General features: G+C 62.9%; 15 protein-coding genes. 9 read left to right on the plus strand and 6 right to left on the minus strand.

Annotated features, from left to right (window positions below; genetic code table 11):
• The 6 genes from BTE28158_RS30250 to BTE28158_RS30275 form a co-directional block, all read left to right on the plus strand.
• The coding region (locus BTE28158_RS30250; protein ID WP_141667388.1) for a 4Fe-4S dicluster domain-containing protein at nt 1-105 on the plus strand (105 nt) is incomplete at its 5' end.
• A gap of 49 nt (nt 106-154) precedes the next feature.
• A complete protein-coding gene (gene bktB, locus BTE28158_RS30255; RefSeq protein WP_124629830.1) occupies nt 155-1,348 on the plus strand; it encodes a beta-ketothiolase BktB in 1,194 nt (397 codons plus the stop codon).
• A 38-nt stretch (nt 1,349-1,386) separates the two neighbouring features.
• Nucleotides 1,387-2,241 carry a 3-hydroxybutyryl-CoA dehydrogenase gene (locus BTE28158_RS30260; protein WP_124613136.1) on the plus strand — a complete coding sequence of 285 codons (855 nt, stop codon included), beginning with the start codon at nt 1,387-1,389 and terminating at the stop codon, nt 2,239-2,241.
• Nucleotides 2,242-2,569: 328 nt separating this feature from the next.
• On the plus strand, nt 2,570-3,586 hold the full coding sequence (locus BTE28158_RS30265) for a GlxA family transcriptional regulator (RefSeq protein ID WP_151048638.1): 1,017 nt from the start codon (nt 2,570-2,572) through the stop codon (nt 3,584-3,586).
• A gap of 227 nt (nt 3,587-3,813) precedes the next feature.
• Nucleotides 3,814-5,025 (plus strand): M24 family metallopeptidase, encoded by a 1,212-nt coding sequence (locus BTE28158_RS30270; RefSeq protein WP_151048639.1) that lies wholly within the window; start codon nt 3,814-3,816, stop codon nt 5,023-5,025.
• Nucleotides 5,026-5,716: 691 nt separating this feature from the next.
• The gene (locus BTE28158_RS30275) at nt 5,717-7,099 is read left to right on the plus strand and encodes an MFS transporter (protein ID WP_082728985.1); all 1,383 of its coding nucleotides are present in this window, start codon (nt 5,717-5,719) and stop codon (nt 7,097-7,099) included.
• A gap of 482 nt (nt 7,100-7,581) precedes the next feature.
• On the opposite strand, the gene BTE28158_RS30280 is transcribed toward BTE28158_RS30275, so the two are convergent.
• The 6 genes from BTE28158_RS30280 to tssH form a co-directional block, all read right to left on the minus strand.
• Nucleotides 7,582-8,100: an Hcp family type VI secretion system effector gene (locus BTE28158_RS30280; RefSeq protein WP_059604068.1), complete on the minus strand. Its 519-nt coding sequence runs from the start codon at nt 8,098-8,100 to the stop codon at nt 7,582-7,584.
• A gap of 432 nt (nt 8,101-8,532) precedes the next feature.
• Nucleotides 8,533-12,162, minus strand: a complete 3,630-nt coding sequence (gene tssM, locus BTE28158_RS30285) for a type VI secretion system membrane subunit TssM (protein ID WP_151048640.1) — start codon at nt 12,160-12,162, stop codon at nt 8,533-8,535.
• Nucleotides 12,159-13,613, minus strand: a complete 1,455-nt coding sequence (gene tssA / locus BTE28158_RS30290) for a type VI secretion system protein TssA (protein ID WP_203249537.1) — start codon at nt 13,611-13,613, stop codon at nt 12,159-12,161. The genes tssM and tssA overlap by 4 nt, the downstream gene beginning before the upstream one ends.
• A gap of 5 nt (nt 13,614-13,618) precedes the next feature.
• Nucleotides 13,619-14,242, minus strand: a complete 624-nt coding sequence (vasI, locus tag BTE28158_RS30295) for a type VI secretion system-associated protein VasI (protein ID WP_151048642.1) — start codon at nt 14,240-14,242, stop codon at nt 13,619-13,621.
• A gap of 101 nt (nt 14,243-14,343) precedes the next feature.
• The gene (locus BTE28158_RS30300; protein ID WP_151048643.1) at nt 14,344-15,930 is read right to left on the minus strand and encodes a sigma 54-interacting transcriptional regulator; all 1,587 of its coding nucleotides are present in this window, start codon (nt 15,928-15,930) and stop codon (nt 14,344-14,346) included.
• Nucleotides 15,927-18,509, minus strand: coding sequence for a type VI secretion system ATPase TssH (gene tssH, locus BTE28158_RS30305; RefSeq protein ID WP_151048644.1), 2,583 nt, complete (start codon nt 18,507-18,509; stop codon nt 15,927-15,929). The genes BTE28158_RS30300 and tssH overlap by 4 nt, the downstream gene beginning before the upstream one ends.
• A 456-nt stretch (nt 18,510-18,965) precedes the next feature.
• Between tssH and tssB the strand changes: the two genes are divergently transcribed.
• Genes tssB through tssE form a run of 3 tightly spaced genes read left to right on the plus strand, consistent with a single transcriptional unit; the run spans nt 18,966 to nt 21,449 of the window.
• The gene (tssB, locus tag BTE28158_RS30310) at nt 18,966-19,472 is read left to right on the plus strand and encodes a type VI secretion system contractile sheath small subunit (protein WP_059604056.1); all 507 of its coding nucleotides are present in this window, start codon (nt 18,966-18,968) and stop codon (nt 19,470-19,472) included.
• A gap of 58 nt (nt 19,473-19,530) precedes the next feature.
• Nucleotides 19,531-21,006: a type VI secretion system contractile sheath large subunit gene (gene tssC / locus BTE28158_RS30315; protein WP_124906174.1), complete on the plus strand. Its 1,476-nt coding sequence runs from the start codon at nt 19,531-19,533 to the stop codon at nt 21,004-21,006.
• Between the two features lie 14 nt (nt 21,007-21,020).
• On the plus strand, nt 21,021-21,449 hold the full coding sequence (tssE, locus tag BTE28158_RS30320) for a type VI secretion system baseplate subunit TssE (RefSeq protein WP_059604050.1): 429 nt from the start codon (nt 21,021-21,023) through the stop codon (nt 21,447-21,449).
• Nucleotides 21,450-21,467 lie beyond the last annotated feature (18 nt).

Below are 21,467 nucleotides of genomic sequence, written 5' to 3' on the forward strand. Positions count from 1 at the left end.
CAGAACTGCGTGCACTGCAAGACGTGCGACATCAAGGACCCGACGCAGAACATCGTGTGGGTCACGCCGGAAGGCGGTGGCGGGCCGAATTACCCGAACATGTAACGCAAACGCATCCCCGCGCCCGCGGGCGCGAACGAACCGGAGTGAGACGATGAGCAATGCAGCGAAGGAAGTCGTGGTGGTGAGCGGTGTCCGTACCGCGATCGGCGCTTTCGGCGGGAGCCTGAAGGATTTCTCGCCGACCGATCTCGGCGCGAAGGTCGTGAGTGAAGTGCTGTCGCGCGCGAACGTTTCGGGTGACGCGGTCGGGCATGTCGTGTTCGGCCACGTCGTGAACACCGAGCCGAAGGACATGTATCTCGCGCGCGTCGCGGCGATCAACGGTGGCGTCGCGCAGCACACGCCGGCGCTGACTGTAAACCGCCTGTGCGGCTCGGGCCTGCAGGCGATCGTGTCGGCCGCACAGACGATCATGCTCGGCGACGCCGACATCGCCATCGGCGGCGGCTCGGAGAACATGAGCCGCGCGCCGTACAGCGTGCCGTCCGCGCGCTTCGGCCAGCGCATGGGCGATGCGAAGCTCGTCGACATGATGCTCGGCGCGCTGCACGACCCGTTCCAGACGATCCACATGGGCGTGACGGCCGAGAACGTCGCACGCAAGTACGGCATTTCGCGTGACGCACAGGATGCGCTCGCGCTCGAATCGCATCGCCGTGCGGCGCGCGCGATCGCGGAAGGCCGCTTCAAGGACCAGATCCTGCCGATCTCGATCCGCACGAAGAAGGGCGAGGTCGCGTTCGACACCGACGAGCACGTGCGTCACGACGCCGGCCCGGACGATTTCACGAAGCTGAAGCCGGTGTTCGTGAAGGAAGACGGCACGGTGACGGCCGGTAACGCGTCGGGGATCAACGATGCCGCTGCCGCGGTGCTGATGATGAGCGCGGATGCCGCACGTGCGCAGGGCGTGAAGCCGCTCGCGCGTCTGGTCGCGTATGCGCATGCGGGCGTCGATCCGGCGTACATGGGCATCGGCCCCGTGCCGGCCACGCAGAAGGCGCTCGAGCGCGCCGGCCTGAAGATCACCGATCTCGACGTGATCGAGGCGAACGAAGCGTTCGCGGCACAGGCATGCGCGGTCACGCAGGAGCTCGGCCTCGATCCGGCCAAGGTCAACCCGAACGGCTCTGGCATTTCGCTCGGTCACCCGATCGGTGCGACGGGCGCATTGATCACGGTCAAGGCGCTGTACGAGCTGAAGCGCATCGGCGGGCGTTACGCGCTCGTGACGATGTGTATCGGCGGCGGCCAGGGGATTGCGGCGATCTTCGAGAACATCTGATAATCGACCGTTCAGCACCCGAATACACAGGAATCGTCATGGCCATCGAAACCGTCGGCGTCGTGGGCGCCGGAACCATGGGCAACGGCATTGCGCAGACCGCCGCCGTTGCAGGACTCAACGTCGTGATGATCGACGTCAGCGATGCGGCACTCGACAAGGGTGTCGCCGCACTGAAGGGCAGCCTCGAGCGGCTCGTGTCGAAGGACAAGCTCGACGCCGCCGCACGCGACGCCGCGCTCGCACGCATCACGACGTCGACCGACTACGCGAAGCTCGCCGCGGTCGACATCGTGATCGAAGCCGCAACCGAAAATGTCGAGCTGAAGAGCCGCATCCTGAAGCAGATCGAGTCGGTCGCGCGGCCCGACGCAATCATCGCGACCAACACGTCGTCGATCTCGATCACGTCGCTCGCGGCGCTGCTCGCCGATCCGTCGCGCTTCGTCGGCATGCACTTCTTCAACCCGGTGCCGCTGATGCCGCTCGTCGAGATCATCCGCGGGCTGCAGACGAGCGACGCGACCGCATCGGCGGTGCGCGCGCTGACCGAGCGATTCGACAAGTCGCCGATCGGCGTGCGCAATGCGCCGGGCTTCGTCGTGAACCGGATCCTCGTGCCGATGATCAACGAAGCGTTCTTCGTGCTGGCCGAAGGCATTGCGTCGGCCGAGGAGATCGACGCGGGGATGAAACTCGGCGCGAACCATCCGATCGGGCCGCTTGCACTGGCCGATCTCGTCGGGCTCGACGTGTGCCTCGCGGTGATGGACGTGTTCCTGAAGGACTTCGGCGACACGAAGTATCGTGCGTGCCCGCTGCTGCGCGAGATGGTGTCGGCAGGGCGGCTGGGGCGCAAGACGGGGCGCGGGGTGTACGACTACAGCAAGTAAGCGGTGCGTCGATGCCTCTTCGCGCGGCCGCCTTCGGGCGGCCGTTTGCTTTGGGCGGCATGCGTACGCGTCGAGCATCGCCAGGTTCCGCGGCAACGTGATCGCATGGCGCACGGCCGCCGCGACCTGGATCATCATCAGCGCCGCGAACGCGTTCCGCAGCGCGCCGGATGTCGCGCATCGGCGGCGCGTCGGGGAGTGCGCTGCCCTGCCGCGACGGCAGCGATTCAGCGGATGAATATCGGGTATCCCGCCGGAGCAGGCCAATTGCAGCCACCGGATGCCCGGCGCTATGATGCCGCATCCGTCCGATGGCAGTGACCCCTCGATGTCGAAAACCCCGCCCGTGCCGCCGCTGCCGTCCCGATCGCGCGAAGGCATTCATGACCTTCGCATCGTCCGGTACGGCTTTTTGCTGGTCGACGACTTCTCGCTGATCGCGTTGAGTGCCGCGATCGATCCATTGCGGATCGCGAACATGGTCGTCGGGCGGCGCGTCTACGACTATCGACTGATCGGGCCAGTCGACGCGGTCGTCCGGTCGAGCGACGGCATCCGTGTCGTGCCGGACGTGTCGCTGTCGGACAGCGGCACATTCGACGTGGTGTTCGTCGTCGGCCCCAATCCCATCCCGCGCCGACGGACCGGCGCGATCGTCGACTGGTTGCGTCGGCAGGCACGCAACGGGACCGCGCTCGGCGGCCTCGATACCGGCAGCTATTTCCTCGCGCGCGCCGGGTTGTTGAACGGCTATCGCTGCACGATCCATTGGGAGGACCAGGACGTGCTGATGGAGCAGTTTCCGAAACTGACGGTGTCTACCCGCCTCTACGAAATCGATCGCGATCGCTATACCTGCAGCGGCGGCGTCGCGCCGCTCGACCTGATGGTGCATCTGCTGGCGGCCGCGCCCGGCAGCCCGGCCCTGGCCGCGCGCGTGCTCGAATTGCTGGTCGCTGAGCCGCGCAGCCGCGAATATCGGCAGCAGACGTCGCTGCGCCAGTACATTGGCGCGGAGCACGAGAAACTGGACGAGGCCTTGCAACTGATGGAAAGCAACGTCGAGGAAACGCTTTCCGTGCCCGAGATTGCCGTCCATTTGCAGGTGTCGCAGCGACAGCTGCAGCGGTGGTTCCAGGATCGCCTCGGCAAGTCGCCCGCGCAGGCGTATCTGGAGATTCGCCTGCTGCGTGCGCGGCAACTGCTTTACCGCACCGCAACCTCGCTCGAGGAGGTGTGTGCGCGCACCGGATTCACGTCGACGACCCATTTCGCGACGCGCTACAAGGAACAGTTCCAGATCTCCCCGATCGCCGATCGGCGCCGCTACCAGAACGCGCTGTAGTCCGGCGGCGATCGCTTGCCGGGTTCGACCGGCATTCATTCCCGTACCGAAGATCGTCCTGCCGATGGACAGGCCCGCGCTCGCGCGCACGGCCGGCGGTGCTGGATTGGTGGTTAACCCGGAATGGCCAAATCGTGGACTGTGATGTCCATTCCAGAAATCTTCGAATTTGTCGAACTTCTACCATTTGCTCACACCCACCACGCTTTTTACCGAGGAGCGAGCTCATGAAGATGGAGAACCTGATTCGAATCGAGAATGGCGAGAAGGTGAAGCACACCTTCTCCGATGCCGAATATGCGAGCCGTCAGCGCAGGCTGCGCGAACTGATGGCGCGCGAGAACATCGACGCGGCGCTGTTTACGTCATATCACAACATCAACTACTACTCGGACTTCCTGTATTGTTCGTTCGGCCGGAAGTACGGACTCGTCGTCACGCCGAACAAGGTCGTGTCGATCTCGGCGAACATCGATGGCGGCCAGCCGTGGCGGCGCACGGTCGGCGACTACAACGTCGTCTATACCGACTGGCAGCGCGACAATTTCTTCCGCGCGCTGCAGGTCGAGATCGACAATCGGGGCCGCGTCGGCATCGAGTTCGACCATGTGCCGCTCGAGATGCTGTCGAAGCTGAAGGCGGCGCTGCCGTCGGTCGAGTTCGTCGACATCGGCGCACAGACGATGCGCATGCGCATGATCAAGTCCGACGAGGAGATCGCGCTGATCAAGCATGGCGCGAACGTCTGCGATGTCGGCGGCGCGGCGCTGGCTGCCGCCGTGCACGAAGGCGTGCCCGAACACGAGGTCGCGCTGGCGTCCACGCAGGCGATGGTTCGCGAGATCGCGCGACGCTTTCCCGAGTCGGAGCTGATGGATACGTGGACGTGGTTCCAGTCCGGCATCAACACGGACGGCGCGCACAATCCCGTCACCACGCGCAAGGTGCAGAAGGGCGACATCCTGAGTCTGAACTGCTTCTCGATGATTGCCGGCTACTACACCGCACTGGAGCGCACGATGTTCTTCGACCATTGTCCGGATGAACATTTGCGGTTGTGGAAGATCAACGTTGAAGTGCACGAAGCGGGGTTGAAGCTGATCAAGCCGGGTGTCCGCTGCAGCGACATCGCGCTCGAGCTCAACAAGATCTATGCGGAATACGGGCTGCTGCAATACCGCACGTTCGGGTACGGCCACTCGTTCGGCGTGTTGTCGCACTATTACGGACGCGAGGCGGGGCTCGAACTGCGCGAGGACATCGATACCGTGCTGGAGCCGAACATGGTCGTGTCGATGGAACCGATGATCATGCTGCCGCAGGGCCATCCGGGCGCGGGCGGCTATCGCGAGCACGATATCCTCGTCGTCGGCGAGCGCGGCGCAACCAACATCACTGGCTTCCCGTACGGCCCGGAACGCAACATCATCAAGTCGTGAACGACATGTCGATGCGCGACGTCCGCCGTTGCGGCGGCGGACGTCGCATTGCCGGATGACGGTATACGCGGCATCGAAGGAACCATGCAGCCGACGGAGGGTGATCCGCCAGGATCGTCCACGTCGGCTGTTTCGTTGCACGAAGCATGTCGAGCCGATCGCGGAACCCGTCCCGATCGATGCGCGAATCGGCAGGCATGCGCTCATCTGTCTTTGCGAGCTACGGCGATCCGCCGTTCCGTTTGCTCGATCCTGCATCACCCTTCCCGTTCCGGGATTTCCCGGCTTCGCATCACCGACGGCCAGGCAGCCGGTCGACGCGCGTTCCCTGTCTCATTTCATCGACGGCCCTCGACGGGCATCCTGTCCTGCCCGGCAATCACGTGCTTCCGCGTTCATGCACCGCGATGCGTCGCCGTTTGTGCGATGCCGGCTTCCGGCATAACTTCGGATTTTCGACGCACGATCGCTGTCGACGCGGGCGCGCTGCCCGACGGCCGGCGGTGTTAACCCTCGATGTCGAATTCAGAGAGTCTATTGTCGAAAAGGAAAATCTTCCTGGGGCTCCAACTCCTACCATGCGCTTGAATGGTCGCGATTCGGCACTGCGCAGTGCACTCACCGCACGATCGATCGAATCACGGATGGCGGCCATGACACCGCAACGTACTATTCAGTTTGGAGACTGAGCATGGGTACCAGAAAGGTAATGTCGGGTCGGTCGGCGGAGGCCGGCACATGGTTGCCGAGCCAAGGTGGCGCCGTCCGTTCGAGTGACGGCGCGTCCGCGCGCGGGGAGGCCGATACGCGGCTGCTCAGGCGGGCCGCATGTGCGAGCTTCATCGGCAACTTCGTCGAATGGTTCGATTACGCATCGTACGGGTATCTCGCGACCGTCATCGCGGTCGTGTTCTTCCCGAAGAGCGACGCGATGACGGGGCTGCTGGCCGCGTATGGCGTGTTCGCGATCTCGTTTGTGATCCGGCCGCTGGGCGGCGTGGTGTGGGGGCACTTCGGCGACAGGGTCGGACGCCGGACCGCACTGTCGCTGTCGATCCTGATCATGTCGTGTTCGACTTTCCTCATCGCATTCCTGCCGACTTATGCGCAGGTCGGCATGGTCGCTCCGGTGTTGCTGCTGCTGGTGCGGGTCGTGCAGGGCTTTTCGGCGTCGGGCGAGTATGCGGGGGCGTCGGCGTTCCTTGCCGAGTATGCGCCGGAAGGCAAGCGCGGGTTCTACACCAGCATCGTGCCGGCCAGCACCGCGGCCGGCCTGTTGTTCGGGTCGGTGTTCGTCGCGGTGATGCACGCAGCGCTGACGTCGCAGCAGTTGCACGACTTCGGCTGGCGTCTGCCGTTCCTGCTGGCTGCGCCGTTCGGCGTAGTCGGACGCTATATCCGTATTCGTCTCGAGGACACGCCGAAGTTCAAGGCGCTCGAAGGCGCGCACCATGTCGCGCAGGCGCCGGCCACCGAGCTGCTGACGCGGCATCGCGGCAGGATGCTGATCGCGTTCGGCGTGACGTGTCTGAACGCCGTCGCGTTCTATCTCGTGCTGAGCTACATGCCGACCTACCTGTCTACCGAGATGGGTGTCGGCGAGACCGAGTCGTTCATCGCGGCGACGGTTTCGCTGGCGGCGTATATCGGGCTGATCTTCCTGATGGGTGCGCTTTCGGATCGGGTCGGGCGCAAGACGATGCTGATCGGCGCGTCGGTGTTGTTCGCGGTGCTGACGGTGCCGCTGTTCAAGGGGCTGGCCGGCGCGAGCTTCGTGACGATCGTGATGATCCAGATCGCGTTCGGCGCGCTGCTGACGATGAACGACGGGACTTTGCCTTGCTTCCTGTCGGAAATTTTCCCGACACGCGTGCGTTACACCGGCTTTGCGTTCTGCTTCAATACGGCGAATGCACTGTTCGGCGGGACGGCGCCGTTGGTCGCGACGTGGCTGATCGGGGCGACTGGAAACAAGCTCGCGCCGGCATGGTATCTGGTTGGGGCGGCGGGTATCGCGCTGATCGCGATGCTCGCGAGCAGTGAGACGTCGAAGCGGCCGCTTGCGGACGATTGACGATGCGATGAATCGTTTGGCCGGTTTTCGCTCCGCTTGAACCGAAGCGCCGTGTGGCAGTGTCGAATGTCTGTCGCGCGGCCTTCGCGTTCTCGGCGTTCGTGATGACGTCGCTCGCGCGGAGCGCGCCACGGGCCTGCGTGACCGCGATGAATTGCGGTGAGGTAACGATCGCCATTGAGCGCCGATCCTGCATAACCGAACCGGTTCGACGACCGTTTTCTCCGTAGTTTCCCTTGAGTCCCTTCGTCGGGATTTTCCGCCAGGGAAACGCTGATTTATCCATCTCGATGGTCATCGCTGACGCAGCCGAGAACGTTGTAGAGGATAGCTCGCGGAACGAGCCCATCACGATGGAACGGCAAATGAGCTTTGCGGAAGCAGAAGGCGCGGGCAAGAAGCGAGTGACCGTTCTTCGGGTGGGCAGCCGGTCTGTGCGTCAAACAAGGCTGGCAATGCGCCAGCCTTGCGATTAGACAGATTTAGCCTTCTTGCGGTTTGCGCCAGTCGTCGGAGGCTTCCGTGCCGGCGATGGCGTGGGTCCAGGTGATCTTGCGGTACGCCATCGCGACCTTGATCAACTGGGTGTACTCGGCCTTGCTCGGGTCCTGCGCGTGCGGCAGCGCGGCATTGATGTTGACGATGGTGGCGTCTTCGAGCTTGGTGGTGAAGAAGTGCTCCTGCTTGCCTTCGGTCGAGGTGCGGTACCACTTCACTTCCACTTCGGGGAGCATCTCGCCGGAGGCCAGCGCTTGGTACAGCAGCGGCGTGGCTTTGTTCAGCGGCGCGGTGAAGGTGAACGGCTTATGCACGCGCTGGCCGGACGGCTGGCCGCTCTGCGGATCGGTCGGCGTCGCGATCAGGTGTTCGATTTCCTGGACCAGGATCTGGTCTTCGTGGCCTTCCTGGTAGACGTTGCCGACGGAATCGGCGGTGAAGGCGCCTTTGGTGATGTTGCCTTGGGTCTTGCCCTGGATGCTGATATAGGCGGGTGTAGGCATAGCTTTTATTACTCCGTTTTGTGATGAAAGGCCCGTGGCCCGATGCGCCATCAGTGATAGCAACAACCACAACGCAATCGCTGTGCCAGGTTGCCGTATTTCACAAAATAAGTATGTAAATCAATGGTTTATGTTTCGATTCGGCTTGCGCGGGCGCGCATCGGGTCGACTAAGCCAGCCAGCGGCGCCTTGCGGACGGGTCAAAGTTGACTCGTTAGGCGTCAAGCTATTGAAATCAAAGAGAAACCCCCCGGGTCATTGTTGACCTGGCCGGGTCAGCAATGACCCGGCCGCTGGAGAGCGTCCGGTCCGTCAACGGAACTCCCTCGGTGATCCGCCTGCCAGCACGACGTCGCATTGGAGGCAGAGGGATACCTGCACACACGGGATAGGCGCGATACGCGCGCCACCGGACAACTGTTGGTACGGTCATCACTGCAGCAACGTACCTGGCAGTGCGAAACCATGAAACAAGCGCTGGGTGAACGGATTGTTGCTCTTGTCGGCAGTGATTCGGTAACGCATGCCGCCATCGCTCGCCGTAAAGCTGAGGTCGACGGTGGTAGCCGTTGCGCCATTGAGTCGTGCCTGACTCAGCAGGCGGAATAGCGACCATGAGCCCTTGTAGACCAGGCTGCTGCTGTTGCCATCACCATTGACCAGCGTCATGCGGCTTTCTGGGCTGCCGCCGAGCGTGTTGGGCCAGATGACACCGACGGTCTCGCTGGGCCCATGGTTATAGGTGATAAGTTGTCCTTGAAGATTCAATGTGCTGCTCCGCCGAGTGGGTGCCAGGCCAAGCGGCTCGAGCGTGAAATGCACGGCCATCGCACCGCGGCTGTTGAAGAACGCATCGCGGATCCGGTCGGCTGCCTCCAACTGCTTGGGCACATCGGTGCGCATCAGGTAGCCCCCGCGACGCTCCGAATAGAGCGCTTCCAGGTTGTCATCCAGGAACAGCTTCAGATACTTGTCCTTGAAGTCCTGCAACTTGCCTTGCGGCCCGAAGAAGGCTGTGAAATCCTCGACGGAGGCATCGGTGCGACTGTTCGGGTTGAACGGGTAGTAGTTCGCCAGGCGCTGGCTGTAGAAGCTGAAGACCTCGGCATTCCAGCGCTTTTCGAGTTCGCGCAGCGCCTCGATCAGCAGCACGTCGGAGGATTCGTCAGCCAGCTTCTTCACCTGGCGATTGAGGGGCTCAGGCAGGCCCGTAGCCACCCGATGCAGATTGCCGAACGGATCGGTGCCCCGCAGCGCAAAGCGGTCCAGCATCACCGCCAGCGCCGCCTTTCCCCGGTCCGGACTGTCCTGTACCTTCACCAACACATCCTGGACGCTGCCGATAGCCTGCATCGTTTCGTCCAGATAGGAAGGCTTCTCGCCCTTGGCTTCAAGCAACGCCGTCAGCGGCGTGAATGCCTGAGCAATCTTGGCGATATCCTGGGCCTCGCTGTCGGGACCACTCTTTGCCGCGGTGGCAGTGCCTTCGGTCCGCGTCGCGTCAGACGTCGCTTTAGACGTCAGATTGGTGTTGTCGCGCACGGTTTCCAGAAGCCTGCGCAGGGGGGCCGCCGGGCTGTTGACTGCACCGAGTACGTTGGCTGCGGTGCCGATATCGTCGAAATTGGCGACCTCAAGTTGGTTGAGTCCGCGGCGCCAGTTCTCGATGAAGTCACGGCTGTACAGCGCACGAACACGCGCGACAAGCGCCTGCTTGTCGGCTTCCGAATAGTCGACATTCCGCCGTTCTCCCAGCACCCATTGGTCAATGACGGCCAGCGCGGCGACATCCTGATTGCGCGGCTCGAAGTAGTTCCGATAGCCCTTGGCGGTCAGCAGCGCGTCGATGCGCGTGCCCGGGTTTTCGCCACCCTCGGCTGCCGCGGTTGTGGATTGGTAGACGATGTCATAAGCCGGACCGATCTCATTGCGTAGATCCAGCGGTGTCCGCAGGACGTCGCCTGCCTGGCTGCGCATCGCCATGTAGATGCGCTGCGGCAAAGGAATCTGCCGCAATTGCTGCTGCACATCGGAAATCCGGGCGGCGTACTGCGGGAGCGACACATCGGCATACTTCAGCGCGTAATCGAGATGGCTCGACAAGGCGCGTTGCACCGGCGCCTCGCCAGGAAATGCTGCCTGCCACGCCTTTCTCATCCAGTCTTCCACGAAGGGGGCGCGGCGGTTGGCCCGATCCTCGATCATGCGATACACCCGAAGGGCGCTGAGTTGGGTATCCGAACCGTCCGCTACGGCGTTCAGTTGCGTCATGACCCCGCCGGCCAATTGCGGCAGGAAGCGTGTCGATAGCAAGCGCAGATAGGCTTCGTCCACCTTCGGGCCGATTTTGCGTCCTTGGTACAAACCCATGCCGGACACCAGCGGCCACGCTTCCCGGTAGTCGCCGTAGACGGCCACCGCATCGCGAAGCTGGTCCAGCGGCAGCAGCAGATTTCGTCCGGTCGGGTCCTGACCGCAGTCGATCGCATTGCTGGCGAACGTTCGGCTCTTCTCCAGCACACTCGCCACCTTTGCGCGGTTCACGTTGTAGTAGTGAGTCCAGCCGCCGATCACGACCGCGCTACCCAGCGCCGCGACGCCGAAGCCCACGGCCAGATTCCGTTTCTTGTCGGCCAGCACCTTCAGGTTGTCGCCGGCCAGGCCGGCTTCCGGGTAGATGACCCGCTGGAATACCTGCTGGGCAAAGTACACCATGGAGCGTCCCGCCGGCTGTGCCATGGGTACCAGCGTTCGCACACCGTAGGTCTGCGAGGCATTGTCGACGAAAGCGTTGTGCAGCAACCCCTGTTGGTGAACCGAAGAGAAATACACGCCTCGCGGCAAGGCGGGGGTGCCGTAGCGATCGCTGCCCAGTACGTCGTCGAGGAAATTGAAAAGCACGGTGCGCATGCCGGCTATCTGTCCCACAAAGGAGAACAGCGCTTCGCGTATCGGCAGCGACTTCGCATCGTTCAACACATCGAAGACCTGATTGTTCAGGCCATCGATGAAGTCGCAGTAGCGCTGGCTGAGTTCTGTCTGCCAGGCGTCGTACTGCCGCGCGGAATCCAGCGTGAAGGTGAACCCGAAGATGTCCTCCCGCTCCGCCTTCGGCAGTCTGGCGAAGAATTGCTCGAAACCCTCCAGCAAGTCGAATTTACTGAGGACAACATACAGTGGAGGACGCGTTCCGAGATGTCGGCTCAGTTCCGCCAGACGCGTACGCAACAGGACGGCCAGTGCCTTGCGCTCGCTGGCGCTCTGGCTCAACAGCGAGGGCAGATCGACGATCAACACCACACCGTTGAGTGGCCGCCGCGAGCGGTTCTTGCCCAGCCAGTCGATCAGATGCTGCCAGAGGCGGGCCCGAGTCTCGGGCGGCTCCCCGAGCTGCTCGGGCACCGGCGCTTCTTCAGCGTCGGTCGTCGATGCTGTCGCGGGAGCACTGTCCGAGTGTTCCCCTGCAGGAAACTGGCTGATCAACTCTCCGGGCGGGTCAATCAATACGGCCTGGTCGCCCATCCACCAATCGGTCCGGTAGATCAGGTCGGGGTCGACGAACGTGCCATGACCTCCAGCCTTGATCTCGCCCGAGAGCGAGAAGTTCTGGCCGCTACGGTTGATGAAGCTGGTCTTGCCGGCGTCCTCCTGCCCGAGCACGAGATACCACGGCAACTGATACAGGCCCTGGCGGCCTCGCAGGTGGGCGCGCAGCACCGCCAGGTTGGCGTCCAGGGACTTCTCCTGGGCGCGGATATGGACAAGTACCGGGTCTTCCTTCACGGCGCGGGCTTGCTGGCGCTCGGCCTCCAGCCGGCGGTTCCTGGCACGCAGTACCAGGGCCCAGGTCACCACGGGAACCATCAGCAGGGCAAGGGTCAGCCCGACCCGGGCGCCCAGGCTTGCCAGGGGATGCCGATCGCGCCAGGCCCACTGCGGCCCCAGCCACCAGATGGCTATCAACAGGAATATCAGCCCCAGTACCAGCAGCAGTGGCATGCCGCCCTTGACCCAACGGAGTAGGGGGACGGCATATCGTTTGAGCAACGACCAGTATTTCATTTTTTCTCTCCTTGCGACTGGCTTCGTCTAGGTTCGTTTTCCTGATGCGCCGGGACATGTTTGGCGAGGTGTTGGAACAGTTCAGGCTCCCATTGATCCACCGTGACGCCCTTCATCAACCGGCTGGCATTGGCATAGAGTTCTTCAGCCAGCCAATCCAAACCTCGCGACTTCAGCAGGTCAGCCGCAATCACGGTTGCGTGGCAACGATGACGCGGGCCGTTAGACGAGGCCTGGTGCGCCTGCAACCGGCGGAGCACCGGCTCAACACCCTCGGTGTCCAACCGGCTGGCCAGCTCCTCGCGTAAATCCACGAACTCTTGCGGTGCACCGGCATCGGCAGACCGTGCTTCGGCGCTGCCGATCCAACCCAAGGTGTCGCTGTCGACGAAGGGCCGGCCATCGGCGAAGTGCAGGTCGCTCAAGCCCGGAATGCGCAGCAGGAAGCGTTCGGCTGCGTGACGGATGGCCTCCGCCACGGCCGGCATTTCCAGACGGGCCGCCATGGCCGCCGCAAAGAAGCTGCCTCGCAGCCAATAGGGCGAGCTGGTCACGCTCTTTTCCACGCGCCGCAACAACACCGGGCTGACCGAATTGGTCGAGATCGCCTCGCGATAGCCCTCTTCGGTATCGACCGGCACGCACATCAGTTCCGTGAGCTGGTCGCGCTTCGCGGGCGGTGCCGCCCGCAGGTGCGCCCATAGCGCGAAGCGCCGCAATTGATAGCTGGTCGGGTCGTATATGTCCTGCTCGTTGATGAAATCCGCCATTGCCAACAGCGTTCGGCGCCCCTCGCGCTCATCGCTGGACTTCGGCATTTCGCTCGGCTGGAAGAAGGCGTCGCTCAGCGCGTGCCCACCTTGCTGACCGTCACTCGGCTTGAGAACCACTGGCTCCGGGAACAAGGTGCTCTCGACATGCCGGTGCATCTGCGCTTCCAGCCCGGACAGCATCGATACATCCAACTGCGCCGCCACCGCTTTGGCCTGCAATCGGTCGAATGCCTGTTGTGCCTGATCCTGCAGCCCGGGGGTGTAGGTCTTCTGATCCAGCGTTTCCAGTGCCTGGCTCAGTCGCTCCGCCAGCAAGGTGACCAGCTTGCGTTTGGCCAGCAGGCCACGCGGCCCGGGCTTCGGCTGGCCGCTTTCCCAGTAGCGCTCGACCATGCCGGCCAGCACCGACGTTGCTTCGGTCCAGTGGGGCCAGGTGCGGGGGCGAAGGCGGGCCGTGACCAGATGCCCCGCCACGCGGAAGTGCTTGCACCGGGTGCTCAGGTATTGACGCGAGGCTTCATCGACATAGGACCAGTCGATACTGGCTTCCTGCAGACTGCCGAGCTTGATCATTTCATGCTCGATGCCTTGATACGTTTCGTCTTCCTCATCGAATACACCGGCCGGCTGTTTGGCATCCAGCGGGCCTAGCAATGCGTCCAGATCCAGGTGAGGCAAGTTGATCACCAGTGACAGGCCTCACGCTGTTGTTTCATCAAGCTATGCAGGTTGGTTGCATCGAATAGCAGCCCGGAGAACGGCGCATAGTCGCTCTCGACCTGCAAGCGGCCGCCGGCCTTGACCAGGTATCGCAGTTGTTCGATGGCGACCAGGCCACGCCCGGCGTCCACGACCGTGCCGTCTTCCAGTACCTGCCACGGCACCGAGGCCGAGATGGGTTGCCCGTCCAACAGCAGTCGGATGTTCATCCGGTTGGGCGTGATCGGCTGGCTCTCCAGCAACTGCAGACGCGAGATGTTCGACAGGCAACTGATCGCCAGGATCGGCGGCGCGGTAGCGCCGCCCAACGCCGGGGCGGACATCACCACGCTCCACCGTCCCGGTACAGCCTCCTCTGTGCGCGACAGCCGGAATCCCGTCTCGCCCGCGGCACGTTTCGCCTCGTTGAGGCGGACCAGTTCGACGATCGTTGGCGGTTTCGCGGGTTTCTGGCTGTCGGCCGCTGCTGGAGCCTCGTTCTGTTGCGTGGCCGGAGTCGCTGCGACCGGTGCTGGCGGCGTTCCCGCAAGCGCATCGAAGCAGGCCAGCCGCTCTATCGCGGACACAATGGAGGTACAGGTTTTCATGACTGCTGGGGTCGCTGAGGACGGACCGGCGGCGGTCCCCTGTTTGCCGGCGTCACATCCGGCCACGAGCGCTGCACAAACCAGTGCGATGCTCAGTGATCTCATGGTGCAGAGTCCTCCTGAAAAATGTTCCAGCGCTGGCATCTACGCGCCAGCGTTCGTTTGGGAATGCCCAAACTCTGTGCGGCGAGCGCGCGCGAACCGTTTGCTTGTCGCAGGCGTTCGCTTATCAGGTGGCATTCGAAAGCCGCCAGCGCGCCGGGCAGGTCGTTGGTGTCCCAGAGATCGTGCAGCGGCATCGTCGATGTGGCGGGGAGCGGGGGAGTTCGTGGGGCAGGGGGGCGCAGCTCGCGCAATGCCTGTGGCGCGATGGCCTTGCCGCGTTCGGTGCGCTCGGCTGCCACCAGTACGAGGTTGCGCAGTTCTCGGACATTGCCTGGCAGCGGGTGCATCTGCAGCATGCGCAACGCCTCGGGGCTGATGCCGGGGATGTGCCTCTGTCTCTCGCGGTTGTACTGCAGCAGCACGTGCTCGGCGAGAACGGGAATATCCTCCGGACGCTCGCGCAGCGCAGGCACGTGCAGGCATTGCTGGCGGATGCGAAAGTACAGGTCCTCCCGAAAGCTCCCTTCGGCGATGCGTTGAAGCAATGGCTGGTGGGTCGCGCATATCAAGCGGAAATCGGAATAGCGCTCCTGTGTCGCGCCCACAGGGCGGTACCTCTTCTCGTTCAGCACGCGCAGCAGCCGGCCCTGCAGTTCCAGGGGCATGTCGCCAATCTCATCGAGGAACAGTGTGCCGCCGTCGGCCTCCGCCACGAGCCCTGCGCGCGCCTGGCTGGCGCCGGTGAAGGCGCCTCGCTCGCTGCCGAACAGCTCCGCCTCGATCAGATCCTTGGGGATGGCCGCGCAGTTCACCGGCACGAACTTGCCTTGGCGGCTTCCTGCCTGGTGGATGAGCCATGCCGCATGATCTTTGCCTGCGCCAGTTTCGCCGGTGACCAGAATGGCCAGGTTCGAATCCGTCATTCCCAGCATGTCGCTGCGCAGTTCGCGGACCGCCGGGCTCACGCCGACGAACTCCGCCGCCAATAGCCTGGCTGCTCGCTCGCGTGTGCGGGTATGCGCCTGCGCAAGCACTGCGTCGGCTGAGCGGGCCCGCACCGCATCCCCCTGGTTCTGCTGAAGTCCGGAGAACAGGCGCTCATGGATTTGCAGCAGTGCCTGCCAAAGCGCTGACTGGCGCAATGCGTGCAGTGTCAAGGGAGCGCCGAGCAGCGCCAAGACCGCGAAGGCATGCTGATTGGTGTCGCGCAACGGCAGGATCCAGGCGCCGTCTCCAGGCATGAAGTGCTCGCGCAACCGCTCGAAAGCGCTGCCCATGCCGACCATATCGGTGATGCGCTCGACCTCGCAGGGGTGGCCACTTACCAGGCTATAGACCAGGGGGTTGTCTAACTCGTCCATATCCAGCTCCGGCAGAGCAGACGCGTTTTCCGGCACGCAGGTCAGTGGCCGCAAGCAGTCACTCGTCTGATCCAGGCGATAGCACATCCCCAGGCGCAACAAGCCGCTATCCACAGCCGCTTGCAGGATCACTGTTGCCAGCTCGTCGGGGTGTGCCGCCCAAGTCATGTCGCGCGCGATGCCCGCGACCTCGAGCGGATTCAGTTGCCGCGGTGGCGTCATTCCACGACGGCCTCGAAGGCGCTGCCGCTCCACGACAGCTGGGCACGCCGGAAGGCTGCGCCCTCGGCGAGGCGCTGCAGGACGGACAAGGACAGTGGCGGCAACAACTCGCCGTCGATGCTCGCATCCAGCATGCGTGCACCGTTCTGGTGGCGGGTGCAGCGCTTGCGCAGTTCCTCGCTGGCGCTCGCGGAAACCGACAAGGTGGCGTTATAGCGCTGGACGAACTGCGTCATCAGCCGTTGCAAGCGGCTTTCCACGATGTCCCCGAGCACGCGATCGTCCAGATAGCGATAGGGCACGACCTGCATTCTCGCCAGCAGTGCCGGCTTGAAGAATTGCAAGAGGCGCTCCCGAAGAGCGGCCTCGTCCTGGTCGGTCAGTTCGTCTTCCGGTTGATCGAATCCCAGGTTCGAGGTCAGGAAGAACAGCACATTCTTGCAGTCGATCAATCGCCCCTCGCCGTCGGCCAGCTCACCTTTGTCGAAGGCCTGATAGAAGATGTTCAGCACGTCCGGGTGAGCCTTTTCGACCTCATCGAGCAGGACCACGGAATACGGCTGTTTGCGGATCGCCTCGGTCAGCACGCCACCCTCGCCATAGCCGACGTATCCCGGCGGCGCGCCGAGCAGGCGTGACACGGTGTGCTTCTCCTGAAACTCGGACATGTTGATCGTCGTCAGGAACTGCTTGCCGCCGAACAGCGCATCGGCCAGGGCCAGTGCGGTTTCCGTCTTGCCTACGCCGCTGGGGCCTACCAGCAAGAAGGCGCCGAGCGGCGTGCCAGGCCGCCGGAGGTCTGCCATCGCGGTCAGCAGATGCCGGTGAATGTGCTCGATGGCGGCGTCCTGCCCCTTGACCCGTTCCCGTAGCGTCTCCGGCAAGCCTCGGAGGCGCGTCATCTGATCGCTGCTGATGGTTGTCGCCGGAATGCCGGTCCAGTCAGCGATGACCTGCGCGACCTGCTCACGGCCTACCTCCGCGTGCAGCAGCGCGCCTGGGCGTTGCAGTGCCGCCAGCTCCATCACCTTGGCGGATAGTTGTTCGGAGCGCTCATCATTGTCCGGGGCGTCGTCGGCCGCCAGAGACGACCGCAGCGTCCGGATTTCGTCCACCAACGGCTTCTGGCATGACCATGCGGTTTGCAACGCATCCATCTTGCGCTGAACCTCACGGCGCGCGTTGTCCAGTACCTCGAGCCGTTGCGCGTCAGTGTGCAGGCCGGCACGCTGATCCCGTTGCAGCAGCGTCGACTCCGTGTCGATCTGCAAGAGCTCATGCTCCAGCACCCGCAATTGCCTGGGCGACTCGGCAAGTGCGGTTGCCACCCGCGCGCACGCCGTGTCAAGCACGTCGACGGCCTTGTCGGGCAACTGCCGTCCCGACAAGTAGCGCGCCGAAAGCCCGGCAGCGGCCTGCAACGCGTCGTCGGAGATGTAGACCCCGTGAGCGCACTCGTAGGTGTTCCGTAGCCCCCGCAGGATGTGGACGGCTGTCTCGGGGCTCGGCTCGTCGAGCTTGACCAGCTGGAAGCGTCGGCTAAGTGCCGCATCCTTCTCGAAGAATTTCTTGTATTCCGACCAGGTGGTGGCCGCGATCGTGCGGAGTTCTCCCCGGGCCAGCGCCGGCTTGAGCAGGTTGGCGCCGTCGCTGCCGCCAGCCGCATTGCCCGCACCGATCAGCGTGTGTGCTTCGTCGATGAACAGGATGATCGGCGTGGCGGCGGTCTTCACTTCGTCGATAACCGCTTTCAGCCGTTTCTCGAACTCGCCCTTGACCGACGCGCCGGCCTGTAGTGCGCCCAGGTCCAATCCCCACAGCGTGACGGAGCGCAGCGGCTCAGGCACGTGCCCCTGGACGATGCGCAGTGCCAGGCCTTCGATGACCGCGCTTTTGCCAACGCCGGCATCGCCCACGACGATGGGGTTGTTCTTGCGGCGGCGCGACAGGATGTCGATCATCAGATCGATTTCTCCATCGCGGCACAGCACCGGGTCCAGGCGTCCCTCACGCGCCTGGGCGGTGAAATCATGGCCGTACCTGGCCAGCGCCGAATCGGTCGCCGCGACGATGGGTGACTGGACACGTTCCGACGCCTGGGGTGTTTCCGCCGAATTCGCGACCAACGACAGGAATTCCTTGCGCCAGGCTTCCCGGTTGACGCAGTCGAACAGACGCACGGCGGACAGCGGCAGATAGCGACCCGGGTTGAGCAATGCGGCCAGGAAGAGGCTGCCGCTACGGATTGCGTCCTGGTTCCATTCCAGCGAACCCAACAGCCATGCCTCCTGCAACAGTTCGACCAGCAACGGCGAGAACGCGGGGTATTGCCCTCCCGTGGATGCCTGGTTCGGGAAGTTGGCTGATAGCGCCTGACGCACGGCGCCCAGATCCAGCCCTGCCTCGCGCAATAGCGATCGGACATCCCCCAACGGCAGGTCCACCAGCTTGAGCAGCACATGCGGCACCGTGACTTCGGCGCCTTGCTGGCTGATGCAGAGGCTCGCGGCCTCTTCCAGGGCTTGTCGAGCGGGGGGATTCAAGCGGTCGAAGACTGCCGAGAGTTCAATTCGGATCATGAAGCACAGCCCATCAAGGATGGTTGGAAACGAGGCGTGCAACGTCAGGACCGAAGTTGCACGCAGATATATCAGCGGTGCGGGGAATGGTTGGCCCATTAAGGAAACACAATATTGCCAATTAGTAAATGAGAAATTTATTTTCTTGTGTGCGGGGAATTATTAATAAATGTCACATTTTTTCTGTCTCGTTATTTGGGGTTAATTTCGTGATTGATCTGATGGAAATTTCGGACAAATCTTATTGACGGTGCAATGGGGCAGGCTTAATTATTCAGGCGGGCCGCGTATGTCTGAATATGTCTGGTAAGCGCTTCTGGGAGCCATGTTTTCTGAGGGGCATGGAATATCTTGGGGCGATTCCCCAAGCAGATCTCGAACCAGGTTGGACATGCTGCGGTTTACGGCTGAGAGCGAATTTCCAGCATCCTCAAGAGAAAAGGATAAGGAGTATTTATGGCGAAGAGCACGGCATCGGTAGCCCCGAAGGAACGAATCAATATCAAATATGTTCCGGCAACAGGTAATCAGCAGGCGGAGATCGAACTGCCTTTGAATATGCTGGTGATTGGTGATTTCAAGGGGCGCGAAGAAGAGACTGCTATTGAAGACAGGCCGGTGGTGCGTGTGGACAAGGACAACTTCAACGATGTGCTCAGCGAGGCGGGCGTGGCGTTGAAAACTGCCGTTCCCTTGCGCCTCGGAAATGCCAACGCTGACGACACGCTGACCGTCGACCTTCAGTTCAAGCACATCAGGGATTTCAATCCTGATTCAGTCGCCCAGCAGGTGCCCGAGTTGCGCAAGCTCCTGGAACTGCGCGAGGCGCTGGTAGCCCTCAAGGGGCCCATGGGTAACGTGCCCGCGTTCCGCAAGCAGTTGCAGGCCCTGCTCGGGGATGAGGCGGCGCGGAACAAGCTCGCGCAAGAGCTGAGCCAGGCGCTCAAGGGCTCGTCCGACTGATGCGCCTCCTGCGGCACATCACACCTTCCCATATCTCCGCGGCTTCAAGGAAACGAACATGAAAACCGAACGCGCTGTTGCCCAGGCTGAAGCGGCCCAATCCCAGGGGCTGCTCGAACAGATCATGGCGCAGACGCGCATCGAGCCCAATCACGAGGGCTATGCCGTCGCCGAACGCGGCGTTGCTGCGTTTATTGCCGAAATGCTCAAGACGGATGATCGCGAGCAGCCCATCAGCAAGCTGCTGGTGGACGGCATGATTGCCCGGATCGACGAGCAACTCACCGTCCAGATGGACGAGATTCTCCACGATCCGTCGTTCCAGAACCTGGAGTCCCACTGGCGCCAACTCAAGCTTCTGGTCGACAACACCGATACACGCGAGAACATCAGGATCGGCTTCATGCATGTCGGCAAGGCCGAGTTGCTGGATGACTTCGAGGGAGCCGGCGATATCACCCGCAGCGGCCTCTACAAGCATGCCTACACGGCGGGTTATGGCCAGTTCGGCGGTGAGCCGGTGGGCTGCATGGTCAGCAGTTACACCTTTGGCCCGTCGGCGCCGGACATCAAGCTGCTTAGCTACGTGGCAGCGGTCGGCGCCATGGCCCACGCGCCGTTTCTGGGTGCTGCCGGTCCCGAGTTCCTGAATGTGGAGAACTTCCAGGAGCTGCCCAACCTGAAGGAAATCAGCGACATTTTCGAAGGCCCTCGTTTCGCCAAATGGCGTAGCCTGCGCGAATCCGAGGATGCGCGCTACCTGGGCCTGACCTTGCCGCGCTTCCTGCTGCGCCAGCCGTACGACCCGTTGGACAACCCGACGCGTACCTTTGTCTACCGCGAAGGCGTCGATGGTAGCCACGCCAATTACCTGTGGGGCAACACGTCGTTCCTGCTCGCCAACCGCATCACCGACAGCTTTGCCAAATACCGCTGGTGTCCGAACATCATCGGCCCGCTGTCCGGCGGGGCGGTGGATGATCTGCCAGTCCATCTATATGAATCCCTCGGCCAGTGGCAGGCCAAGATTCCCACTGAAGTCCTGGTGTCGGACCGCCGCGAATTCGAACTCGCCGAAGCCGGTTTTATCCCTCTGACCATGCGCAAGGACAGCGATAACGCTGCATTCTTCTCCGCTAACTCGGTGCAAAAGCCCAAGCTTTTCCCGAAGACCGAGGAGGGCCAGGCCGCGCAGACGAACTACAAGCTCGGCACGCAACTGCCGTACATGTTTATCGTCAACCGGCTGGCGCACTATCTGAAGGTGCTTCAGCGCGAGCAAATCGGTAGCTGGAAGGAGCGCCAGGACCTTGAGCGCGAGCTGAACAACTGGCTCAAGCAATACATCGCTGACCAGGAAAGCCCCTCGGCTGACGTGCGCAGCCGCCGCCCGCTGCGGGCGGCCCGCGTGATCGTGCAGGATGTCGCTGGCGATCCGGGCTGGTATCAGGTGTCGCTCGCGGTGCGTCCGCACTTCAAGTACATGGGTGCCAGCTTCGAACTGTCCCTTGTCGGCAGGCTCGACAAGGAATAACGAGAGCCTAGGCCATGCCGAGAACGCTCGGACAGGGAAGTTTGTTCGAGCGGCTCGATCCCGATCTCGCGCCGCGACGTCTGCGGACGAGCCAGGATCTGGCCGCCGAACGCATCCAGGCTATCAAGCGGCATCTCGAGTGGGTACTCAATGCCCGGCAAGGTTGTTCGTCAAGCAGTCCTGAATTGGGGCTGCCCGATTTCAACGATGTCGCGGTCGGCAGCGCCGATCTGCGGCACCGTTTGGGCGAGCACATCCATGCCGTGGTCAGCGAGTTCGAGCCACGGGTCAAGGTGACCCGCGTTCAGCCACTCACGGATGCCATGCGCCCGATGGATTTGCACTTCCGGCTGCACTGCCTGGTGCCGGTTCGCAACGCACACGAAAGCATCGAGCTCGACCTGGTACTTCAGCATCACAACAGGATCGCGCGGTTCACCTGACCCGCCGCGCGATCCGCA

Source organism: Burkholderia diffusa (assembly GCF_902499115.1).
GTDB lineage: Bacteria > Pseudomonadota > Gammaproteobacteria > Burkholderiales > Burkholderiaceae > Burkholderia > Burkholderia diffusa.